Raw genomic sequence first — 10,984 nt, 5'->3', positions numbered from 1 at the left:
GTACTAATTAAATTAATAATTAATACTTAATCTGTGTGACATCATTATTAAACTGTTTTACGTCTTTCCTTGCTTCTCGCTAGAGAATTAAGAACCGACTATGTAAAATCAATGTAATGTGAGTGTCTACACAAATTGCATGATAACTAATTGTTAAAGAACGTTAACGCTAGGCGTTAACCGAAACAAAATCTCATTCGCTTTGCTTCGTTGCTACAGGCCTTGCCTGAAGCGAGATGCGTATTTTACGCACTCTAGTTTCGATGTCAACGTTTTATTTAATTTAATTTGAAGTTCTTTTCGAAGTTTCAAACCTTATTGATAAACGTTAAGTCAACTACTTTACTCTAAAGTGATGTAGATAACTTATCAAAACAGCTCTTTCGTGGTTCGTTTTGACTGAACCCCTTGGAACTGGAGCGCATTCTAGACATTTCTCGCTAGGCGTCAACCCTTTTTTGTAATAACTTTAAAATAAACGTTTGTTCGCTTATTTATCGAACAATTTAGCTAATATACACGCTAGCTTCGCTAATTTTATGGATACGGTCTGCTTTAATCGCCTCATTATCGCTATATTGATCAACAAGCAATATCTTACTTTTTATACCAGCACGCTCTGCAGCCTGCATATCTGATACTTTATCACCAATAAAAATACTCTTTGCTAAATCAATGTCATACTTTTTAGCTGCAGATAAAATCATACCGGGTTCTGGTTTTCTACAATCACAGGCCACCTTGTATTCACCAACGCCTTTATCTGGATGATGAGGGCAATAATAAACATCTGCAATTACGATCCCTCTCGATTTAAATTGTTCTACCATCCATAGAGTCAGTTGATTAAATTGCTCAACCGTATATTTGCCTCTAGCAATACCTGATTGGTTAGTAATGACAAATATTTCATAACCTTTATGGTGCGCATCCAAACAAACAGTAAAGATATCTTCGACAAATTCAAATGCTTCTTTTTTATAAACGTAACCATGGTCAACATTTATAATGCCGTCCCTGTCTAAAAACAGTGCTTTTTTCATAGTTAATTTCTTTTGACTTAGCGGCTAATGATAGGTTATTGGTTAGATTAATTGATAAAGCCATCGTTCTTGAATATTTTGCCGCACGAATTAACGAATACTTTGCAGCTTAGATACCCAAGAACGACATTGTGCTCAATATCTGCTGTTAATAAACAGCAGATATTTGTTACATGCAAAGACCGCCATCAATTTCTACGACACGGCCGGTAAAAAACTCATTTTCAAAAATATACTTTACGGTGTGAGCAATTTCATCTGCTTCACCTAAGCGGCCAACGGGTTTCATTTTTTCTAAACGGTCACGCATTTCTGGTTTCATCGCATCAGTCATTGCGGTGCGAATAACACCTGGGGCAATAGCGCCAACACGAATACCATGACGTCCTAACTCGCGCGCCCAAGTTACGGTCATAGCGACAACACCCGCTTTAGATGCAGCATAATTGGTTTGTCCCATATTACCGGCTCTTGCGATAGACGACATATTAATAATGACACCTTTACGTTTACCTTCAATCATGTGAACAGCAGCTTCGCGACCACATAGGAAAACACCCGTTAAATTAACATCGATGACGGATTGGAACTGATCCAATGACATTTTCTTAGCGACGACTCCATCTTTAGCTTTAACAAACATACCGTCACGTAAAATTCCGGCATTGTTAATTAAGCCGTCGATCCCCGAAAAGTCATCATTGATCTGGCTAAAAATCGCTTCTACTTCACTTTCATTTGTCACGTTGGCTAAATAATACTTTGCCGAAGAACCTGCTGCTTCAATAAGTTTTACAGTTTCTTGTAATAACGATTCATTTAAATCGATTAACGCTAATTTGGCACCATTTGTTGCTAAGCTAATTGCCATAGAACGTCCTAGGCCTTGTCCACCACCGGTGATGACGATAACTTTATCATTCAAATCCATTGTTTTTCCTTTATCTCTATTATATTTTTTCGTTGATAGGGCTAAAAAACCAATCAACTAATTTATGGTCAACATCATTAATATTTGAAAAAGCCCAATTGGGATTTTTGTCTTTATCAACTAATAATGCCCTAATACCTTCGCAAGCTTCAGCATACTGACAAAAACGAAGGATTAAATTTAACTCTGAGGTAAAACATTCACTCAAACTTAGCGTTTTAGTCGTTTGTAGCTGCCTATATATAATACAAGCACTCAATGGGCTACCTGCCAGTAATTTGTTTTTTGCTTTATTTAGCCATTTATTGTCTGTTTGTACATTTAAAATCGCTTTATGTATATCAGCAATATTATCGAAAGCTAATAATTTTGCTATAGTCACTTCATTGTTTTTTACCTCATTGGGTAAATGGTGTTCAAAGCGGTTCGAAAAATCGGTCAATGCTTGCTTTAGCAGTGAGTGATTTCGATCATTGTCTTGCCAGTCGACTGTTAGTAAGTGATCAAAAACACCATTTTTAGATGAACTATCAATAATATAATCCGACAAGCCAAGATAGTTAGCATCTACGGCATTAAATACAGCACCGGTGATCCCTAAGAACAAACCGAGGTCTTGGGGTGTTTTATTAAAAAACCAACTTGACCCTACATCAGGAAATAGCCCTATTGATACTTCTGGCATTGCCATCAAAGTGCGCTCTGTGGTTACACGATGACTGGCACCAGCAAATAAACCTATGCCGCCGCCCATGATATAACCATCTCCCCAGATCATAATAGGTTTACTAAAATTATGAATTAATTGGTCAAGTACATATTCTTCACTAAAAAATTCATTAGCGAAGCCTGATGTAATGACGTTATCATCTATTGGTGTCTCTAGTGCGTGTAAATAGTTATACAGGCTAACAACATCTCCACCAGCACAGAACGCTTTTTCACCGGCGCCTTGTAAAATAACCATCGCTATATTGTCATCTTGCTGCCAAGACAGCAGTTTTTTGGTTAACAGCTTAATCATCGAAAGATTTAATGCATTAAGCGATTTAGGCGCATTAAGTTCTGCTATGGCTATTAGTTTATTATTATTGCTGCTTAACTCTTTAAATATCACATCTGTCATTTAATTTAGCTCCGATTCTTTACGGGTTAATGTTCTGTTTGATGGCACTTTAAAGACTGGCATCAATCGCTACGACAGTTCGTCCGGTAACCGTGCCATCGACATAAGCGGCAAATGCATTACCTAAGTCTCGAAATTCAATGGTCGTAGGAGAAATCAGCTCAAGTTTTGTTGGTTTTAAATCTGTTGCTAATCGCTTCCAGGCTTGTGTGCGTACTGAAAGTGGCATTTCAACTGAGTTAATACCAAGTAGGCTCACGCCTCTTAATATAAAAGGCATAACAGTGGTCTCTAATTTGAAGCCACCAGCTAAACCAATTGAAGCAATATTTCCCCAAACATGGGTGGTGCGTGTTAGCCAAGCTAACGTTTCACCGCCAACACTATCGACCGCCCCACCCCACTGTGCATTTTCTAGCGGTTTGCTACCCATCTCAATATCATGACGACTAATAAGCTTAGTCGCACCGAGCGCTTTTAAATAACCTTCTTGTTCTGTTTTACCCGTAAAAGCGATCACTTCATAACCAATATTTGACAGCATATTAATAGCAAAACTACCAACACCACCGGTAGCGCCGGTGACAACAATCGGACCTCGCTCTGGAAGTTGACCATTATCTTCCATACGCTGAATAGCAAGAGCGGCAGTATATCCTGCGGTACCGAGTGCCATCGCATCACGTAAACTCACGCCTGTTGGCAATGCCACGACTGAATCTGCTTTTACCCGCGCATACTCACTGTAACCACCATCATAGAGTTCAGATAATTGCGCGCCGCAAACCAGCACTTTATCGCCCACTTTAAATCGTTCATCAACAGAGCTAACCACAACACCCGATAAATCAATACCGCCTACTAAGGGATAAGTACGTAAGATTCTTCCTTTTCCTGTGGCAGCTAGAGCATCTTTATAATTAATGTCTGAATAGGCGACTTTAATAACCACTTCACCTGCGGTTAAATCATCAATACCAACTTGCTCAAACCCACTGATGATTTTTTTCTTATCACCCTCTTGTATTTGATGAATACGAAAAGCCGTAAATTTATCTGGTACTTGCCTTAACTCCGTGATCAACGTTGACATAATTATTCCTATTCAATTATCTAAATAAAGGTGTATGAAGAATTAACATCAAGGTATAAGTAGTGCATAGACACTACTTTACTCTAATCTAATAAACTGACTATTTACTCGTGTTACATATTGCGACGATATTGACCGCCTGCTTCAAATAACGAACTGACAATTTGCCCTAAAGAACAAACCTTACAAGCATCCATCATTAATTCAAAAATATTTTCATGATTAATGGCGGCTGTTTGTAAACGCTTAAGTAAGACTTCTACTTCTGCTGCATTGGCTTTGTTTAAACTCGCTAACATATCAATTTGATAAGTTTTTTCTTCCTCGGTAGCGCGAATAACTTCTTCAGGCACAATCGTTGGCGAGCCCGTAGAACTAAGGAAAGTATTTACACCTATAATAGGATATTCACCTGAATGCTTTAGGTGTTCATAATACATACTTTCTTCTTGAATTTTACCACGCTGATACATAGTTTCCATGGCACCAAGTACACCACCACGTTCGTTAATACGATCAAATTCAGTTAATACGGCATCTTCAACTAAATCAGTTAACTCTTCAATAATGAACGCGCCTTGAATAGGATTTTCATTTTTAGAAAGTCCTAATTCACGGTTAATGATTAATTGAATCGCCATCGCACGACGAACACTGTCTTCGGTAGGCGTGGTAATAGCTTCATCATAAGCATTAGTATGCAAAGAGTTACAGTTATCGTTTATCGCATAAAGTGCTTGTAATGTGGTACGAATATCATTGAAATCAATTTCTTGAGCATGCAATGAACGACCCGATGTTTGAATATGATATTTCAACATTTGCGCGCGAGCATTGGCACCATATTTATTCTTCATCGCTTTTGACCAAATACGACGAGCCACTCGGCCAATGACAGCGTATTCTGGGTCGATACCGTTTGAGAAGAAAAACGATAAGTTAGGACCAAATTCATTAATGTCCATACCGCGGCTTAGGTAATACTCAACAAAAGTAAAACCGTTTGCCAACGTTAACGCCAATTGAGTGATCGGGTTCGCGCCAGCTTCTGCTATATGATAGCCAGAAATAGACACTGAATAAAAATTACGCACACCTTTTTCAATAAAGTACTCTTGCACATCACCCATTAAACGTAGGGCAAATTCAGTAGAGAAAATACAGGTATTTTGCGCTTGATCTTCTTTTAAAATATCGGCTTGTACCGTACCACGCACCAGCGTTAAGGTTTTAGCTTTTATCGCTTGATATACCGCTGGAGGGAGAACTTGATCGCCAGTAACACCAATTAACATCAAACCTAAACCGTCGTTGCCATCGGGTAATTCACCTTGATAGCTTGGACGTTCACAGCCTTTGTCTTTATAAATTTTAGCTATGGTTGCGGCAACTTCTTTTTCCAAACCATTTTCGGTAATAAAGCGCTCACATTGTTGATCGATAGCGGTATTCAAGAAAAAACCTAACAACATCGGCGCAGGGCCATTAATGGTCATGGAAACCGACGTCATCGCATGAGCTAAATCAAAACCAGAATAAAGTTTCTTGGCATCATCTAAACAACAAATAGAAACGCCGGCATTACCTATTTTTCCATAAATATCAGGACGAATAGCCGGATCGTTACCGTATAGGGTCACGGAATCAAATGCTGTTGATAAGCGTTTAGCCGGCATGCCTTTTGAAACATAATGAAAACGACGGTTCGTTCTTTCTGGGCCTCCTTCACCCGCGAACATACGTGTTGGGTCTTCGCCTTCACGCTTGAAGGGGAATAAACCGGCGGTATATGGAAATTCACCCGGTACATTTTCTTGTAAGTTCCACTTTAAGATATCGCCCCATCCCTGATATTTAGGCATACTAATTTTAGGGATATCGCTACCAGAAAGTGATTTTGAATGAGTGGCTATCGACAGTTCTTTGTCTCGTACTTTAAATTTAAATTCAGGGTCTTTATAACGCTGAACTTTAGTCGCCCATTGCTCGAGTAATAATTTATTTTTAGGGTCTAAGTCTAATTCAACTTGAGTATAAAGCGCTTCAAGTTGCGTCACTAGATCAGCAGAAACTACAGTTTCACTATCTTTTGCTGTTTCAATCGCCTGATGAATACCATAAAGCTTTTGTGCAACCGTTGTTTGTTTTTCAACCCAAGCATCATAACCGCGATTACTTTCTGATATTTCAGATAAATAACGAATACGATTACCTGGGATCACGCTACTTTTATTGGCTAATGTGCCTTCAGTAGAGAGAATGTCGCCAACAATTAAGCCCGCTTTCGTGTTTAATGCTGTGATCACTGCATTATATAATTCGGTCATACCACGGTCGTTAAATTGTGAAGCTATCGTGCCGTAAACTGGTACTTCATCATCACCGGCTTCAAACATGCCACGGTTACGTTTATATTGTTTTTTAACGTCACGCAGGGCATCTAAAGCGCCCCGTTTATCAAATTTATTGAGCGCAATAATATCAGCAAAATCGAGCATATCGATTTTTTCTAATTGTGTTGCCGCGCCATACTCTGGCGTCATTACATACAAAGAAACATCTGAATGTTCTTCAATTTCGGTATCTGATTGACCAATACCCGAAGTTTCTAGAATAATTAAGTCGAAATCGGTCGCTTTTAAAATTTCTAAGGTGTCATTGACATAAACAGACAACGCCAAGTTTGACTGACGTGTGGCTAACGAACGCATGTAAACGCGATCATTGTTTACCGCATTCATACGAATTCGGTCACCGAGTAATGCACCACCGGTTTTACGCTTAGACGGGTCAACCGAAACAATGGCAATTTTGCTGTCTGCTGTCGCCATTAAAAAGCGACGGATTAATTCATCAACCAGCGAAGATTTACCCGCACCACCGGTACCAGTAATACCTAATACCGGTGTTTTACTTGCTGAGGCAATTTTACGAATTTTCTCTAAGTCGGCTTTATTTTCTTTAGGCGCATTTTCAGCCGCTGAAATTAAACGCGCAATGGCTTGTTTGTCATTTTTCTTTAAATTAGCAACATCGTCTTTTTTAACATTGACGCCAGTTTTAAAGTCACAGCGCTCTAACATGTCGTCAATCATGCCTAATAACCCCAGTGCACGACCGTCATCAGGCGAATAAATACGGGTAATACCGTAATCTTGTAGCATTTTAATTTCGTCAGGTAAAATAACACCGCCACCGCCACCAACGATACGAATATGTTCACAACCTCGTTCTTTAAGTAGGTCGTACATATATTTAAAATATTCGTTATGCCCACCTTGATAAGAAGTCATCGCAATAGCATTAGCATCCTCTTGAATTGCGGTATTAACCACTTCTTCAACACTGCGGTCATGGCCCAAATGAATAACTTCAGCACCACTTGATTGTAAAATTCGGCGCATAATATTAATCGCAGCATCGTGCCCATCAAAAAGTGATGCGGCAGTGACAATTCTAATTTTATTCTTGAGTTGGTATCTTTCAGTTGTCATTTTGAATTCTCTTTTATTAACTTACTCACCATTATAGGTGTAATTTTTGGTGCTGAATTGCTATTTAAATTTTTTATTAATAATATTAAATCATAAAGAAAATGGTATTAACATTGATTTTATTGCTAATTTGATGGACTATCTTGCTATAAAATTAAAACGCGTAGCTTATTAATTATGCTTCAACAATCAAAGTCAGCAAAGCCGATAAAAACAGCAACTATCATTGATGATATTCGTTTACTTATTCCCGTTTTTTTATTGAAAAAACTGCAAGTTCATCCGCTAACCTCGAGTCTTTATCCGTTATCGCTTGGGAAGCATTCAGATATTGCCTATCAAATAGATAAAAAAAACAGTGACCATCACAGCTTACTTTATTGTCAATCTACTAGTGCAACTCTAGACTATAAAAACAAAGTCAGAGAAGTTAAATCGGGCGATCTTGTTATTATACCAGCCAATGCGAGTTTTAAATTTACCGCCGTTCATAGAGGAAGTAACAGTGAAATTAAAAACAAGTCAGGGAAAGTCTATTGGTTAAATTTTAAAGGCGACCTCGCCAGTAATTTTGCCGAACGTTTATTAATGAAAATGGATGATGGCCTAGCACACGTTGGGAATGTAGATGAAGTGATCCGAGATTTTGACAATTTATTAGCGCTAGGTCGCCGCGGCTATACCGCTACTAATGTTATTCACGCGGTTCATATTTTACAGCAAACCTTAAGCTTTTTGGCATTACAGTTGCGTTTAACTGACTTTAATAAAAGTTCTACTTTTGATATTGATGCGGTCGAACGTTTAATGCGCAATAATCTTCATCAAGAGTTGAGTTTGGATACATTAGCGCATTACAGTCAGCTTTCTAAATTTTATTTTTCAAAGAAGTTTAAAGAACTCACTGATACATCACCAATACAGCATTTTATTAATATGAAAATTCAACGCGCCTGCTCTGAACTTGATAATAGCTCACAGACTATTAAAGATATTAGTGAGGGCTTGGGATATAGCGACCCTTACTATTTTTCACGCCTATTTAAAAAGTCGCTAGGAATGTCACCAAAGCAATATCGTGACTCTCGTCACAGTGCTTAAAAACATCAATAGAAGTTAGAGTGTTAGCAATGTATTTAGCCAATAGCTAACTCTTGACCATACTAGCCAGACGTAATTTATAGTAGGCTCATTCTCCTCGTCTTCATTTATAACGACGTTGATGATACCTTTATCATAGGTTTGCTCGTTAAAAGTAAATAATCATTGGCTGCTATACTCAAGGTTACGCGATAACATTAGCGATACTTAACTTTTAACCCGCTATTTAATGCTCACCACTTAACTTAATGTCACTTAATCTATGCTATTTAATTTCACTGACTTGTCTAGCGTTAAAAGGAAATCAATATGGATATCAATACGGCAAAATCAGTTTTACAAAATACCTTTGGTTACCCTGATTTTCGACATCAACAAGCGAAAATAATTAGTGAATTAATAAGTGGCGCAGATGTTTTTACGCTTATGCCAACCGGTGGTGGAAAGTCATTATGCTATCAAATACCGGCGATAGTTCGTGATGGCGTAGGCATAGTGGTGTCGCCACTAATAGCGTTAATGAAAGATCAAGTTGATGCGCTAAAACTACAAGGCGTAAAAGCAGAGTTTTTAAATTCGTCGCAGGACCATGAAGAACAAAATCGTGTCGAGCAGCTAATAAGATCAGGCAATGTCGACTTATTGTACGTTGCACCAGAGCGACTATTGAGTGATTATTTTCTAAACCTTATTGATAATATTACCATTGCACTCTTTGCCTTTGATGAAGCACATTGTGTTTCACAATGGGGTCATGATTTCAGACCTGAATACCAACAACTGTCCATTATCAGCCAGCGATATCCCCACACGCCTAAAATTGCCTTAACAGCGACAGCGGATATGAAAACGCGAGATGAAATTGTTCAAGTATTAAATTTAACGGCTGCTAAAATCTTTGTTCATAGTTTTGACAGACCCAATATTCAGTATCGGATCAGTGAACAAAAAAATAACAAAGAACAGCTCCTTAAATTTATCAATACCGAACATAACAATGATGCCGGTATCGTTTATTGTCTTTCAAGAAAATCTGTTGAGGCCACAGCTCAATGGCTGAGTGAACAAGGAAAAGTTGCTTTGCCTTATCATGCAGGTTTAGCCAATAATATTAAAGATAGCAATCAACAACGTTTTCTCAGAGAAGACGGCATAATAATCGTTGCCACCATTGCCTTTGGCATGGGTATTGATAAACCCGATGTTAGGTTTGTTGCCCATTTAAATTTGCCTAAAAGTATCGAAGCCTACTACCAAGAAACTGGCCGAGCAGGCCGTGATGGTATGCCCGCCAATACTTGGTTAGCGTATGGCATGCAAGATGTTATTAAACTAAAACAAATGACAAGTCAAAGTAGTGGTAATGAACAGTTCAAGTTTATAACTCAACGTAAAATTGATGCCCTGCTTGGTTATTGCGAAGTGTGCTCTTGCCGCCGGCAAGTATTACTCAATTATTTTGGTGAAACGTTAGCTGAGCCTTGCGGAAATTGTGATAACTGTTTGAATCCACCCATAACATGGGATGGCACTGCTGCCGCTAGAAAAGCACTTTCAACCGTTTATCGAACGGGCCAAAGATTTGGCGTAGGCCATCAAATTGATGTCTTGCTAGGTAAGCAAACCCCTAAAGTTATCCAGGTCAATCACCAACAACTTTCTACCTATGGTATTGGTAAAGAGCACAAAGCAGAGGAATGGCAAACGGTGTTTAGGCAACTCATTTCAATGGGATATTTAGCTGTAGAAATGGAATATGGCGCTTTAAAACTTACTGAAAAATCTCGACCTTTATTAAAAGGCGAACTGACCATAGAACTCAAAGTAAAAGAATACGGTAAGGCGAAGCTTGCACGAAAATCAAAACAACCTAATGCCAGCAATTTATCAGCACAAGAAGAAACCGTATTTGAAAAGCTGAAGCAACAAAGAGCATTCTGGGCAAAAGAGAGAAATGTACCATCATTCGTTATTTTTCACGACGCTACCTTAATGGATATAGCCAGAGCTAATCCCAAAAACTCAGCACAACTATTAAACGTTAATGGTATAGGTAAAACAAAACTTGAGCTTTATGGTGAAAAAATTATCGCACTACTTCACTAGCTAAAACGCTTATTGTTGGTTCTGAATAAAGTTGTAAACTAACAAATAAAGATAGAAATAATAATATTAAATAAAGTCCCAGCATTTTTA

Annotated in this window: 7 protein-coding genes; 2 read left to right on the top strand and 5 right to left on the bottom strand. The window is 38.3% G+C overall.

The genetic code is table 11. The features are described from left to right. Nucleotides 1-506: 506 nt before the first annotated feature. The 5 genes from gmhB to H4J67_RS13335 all read right to left on the bottom strand — a co-directional run bounded on the left by gmhB (nt 507) and on the right by H4J67_RS13335 (nt 7,687). A complete protein-coding gene (gene gmhB, locus H4J67_RS13355; protein ID WP_182171526.1) occupies nt 507-1,043 on the bottom strand; it encodes a D-glycero-beta-D-manno-heptose 1,7-bisphosphate 7-phosphatase in 537 nt (178 codons plus the stop codon). Nucleotides 1,044-1,212: 169 nt separating this feature from the next. Continuing rightward, nucleotides 1,213-1,974, bottom strand: a complete 762-nt coding sequence (locus H4J67_RS13350; protein ID WP_182171529.1) for an SDR family oxidoreductase — start codon at nt 1,972-1,974, stop codon at nt 1,213-1,215. 19 nt (nt 1,975-1,993) lie between these two features. Beyond that, nucleotides 1,994-3,100: an enoyl-CoA hydratase/isomerase family protein gene (locus tag H4J67_RS13345; RefSeq protein ID WP_182171532.1), complete on the bottom strand. Its 1,107-nt coding sequence runs from the start codon at nt 3,098-3,100 to the stop codon at nt 1,994-1,996. Between the two features lie 49 nt (nt 3,101-3,149). Next, the gene (locus H4J67_RS13340) at nt 3,150-4,193 is read right to left on the bottom strand and encodes an oxidoreductase (RefSeq protein WP_182204012.1); all 1,044 of its coding nucleotides are present in this window, start codon (nt 4,191-4,193) and stop codon (nt 3,150-3,152) included. A gap of 113 nt (nt 4,194-4,306) precedes the next feature. Further along, complete coding sequence (locus H4J67_RS13335) at nt 4,307-7,687, bottom strand: methylmalonyl-CoA mutase family protein (RefSeq protein WP_070376364.1); 3,381 nt, start codon at nt 7,685-7,687, stop codon at nt 4,307-4,309. Nucleotides 7,688-7,864: 177 nt separating this feature from the next. On the opposite strand from H4J67_RS13335, the gene H4J67_RS13330 reads away from it, so the two are divergent. Together H4J67_RS13330 and recQ are read left to right on the top strand one after the other, a co-directional pair. Next, nucleotides 7,865-8,788 carry an AraC family transcriptional regulator gene (locus H4J67_RS13330; RefSeq protein WP_182204011.1) on the top strand — a complete coding sequence of 308 codons (924 nt, stop codon included), beginning with the start codon at nt 7,865-7,867 and terminating at the stop codon, nt 8,786-8,788. A 309-nt stretch (nt 8,789-9,097) separates the two neighbouring features. After that, entirely contained in the window at nt 9,098-10,894 is a 1,797-nt protein-coding gene (gene recQ, locus H4J67_RS13325) for a DNA helicase RecQ (RefSeq protein ID WP_182171544.1), read from the top strand. Nucleotides 10,895-10,984: the final 90 nt, after the last annotated feature.

Source organism: Colwellia sp. BRX10-4, assembly GCF_014077465.1.
GTDB lineage: Bacteria > Pseudomonadota > Gammaproteobacteria > Enterobacterales > Alteromonadaceae > Colwellia_A.
This window is presented reverse-complemented; position numbering and strand designations above follow the sequence as displayed.

Bases quoted from the DNA above. Each gene is read 5' to 3' on its own strand.
- H4J67_RS13345 (WP_182171532.1), bottom strand. From the start codon at position 3,100: ATGACAGATGTGATATTTAAAGAGTTAAGCAGCAATAATAATAAACTA.
- gmhB (WP_182171526.1), bottom strand. From the start codon at position 1,043: ATGAAAAAAGCACTGTTTTTAGACAGGGACGGCATTATAAATGTTGAC.
- H4J67_RS13335 (WP_070376364.1), bottom strand. From the start codon at position 7,687: ATGACAACTGAAAGATACCAACTCAAGAATAAAATTAGAATTGTCACT.
- H4J67_RS13330 (WP_182204011.1), top strand. From the start codon at position 7,865: ATGCTTCAACAATCAAAGTCAGCAAAGCCGATAAAAACAGCAACTATC.
- H4J67_RS13340 (WP_182204012.1), bottom strand. From the start codon at position 4,193: ATGTCAACGTTGATCACGGAGTTAAGGCAAGTACCAGATAAATTTACG.
- H4J67_RS13350 (WP_182171529.1), bottom strand. From the start codon at position 1,974: ATGGATTTGAATGATAAAGTTATCGTCATCACCGGTGGTGGACAAGGC.
- recQ (WP_182171544.1), top strand. From the start codon at position 9,098: ATGGATATCAATACGGCAAAATCAGTTTTACAAAATACCTTTGGTTAC.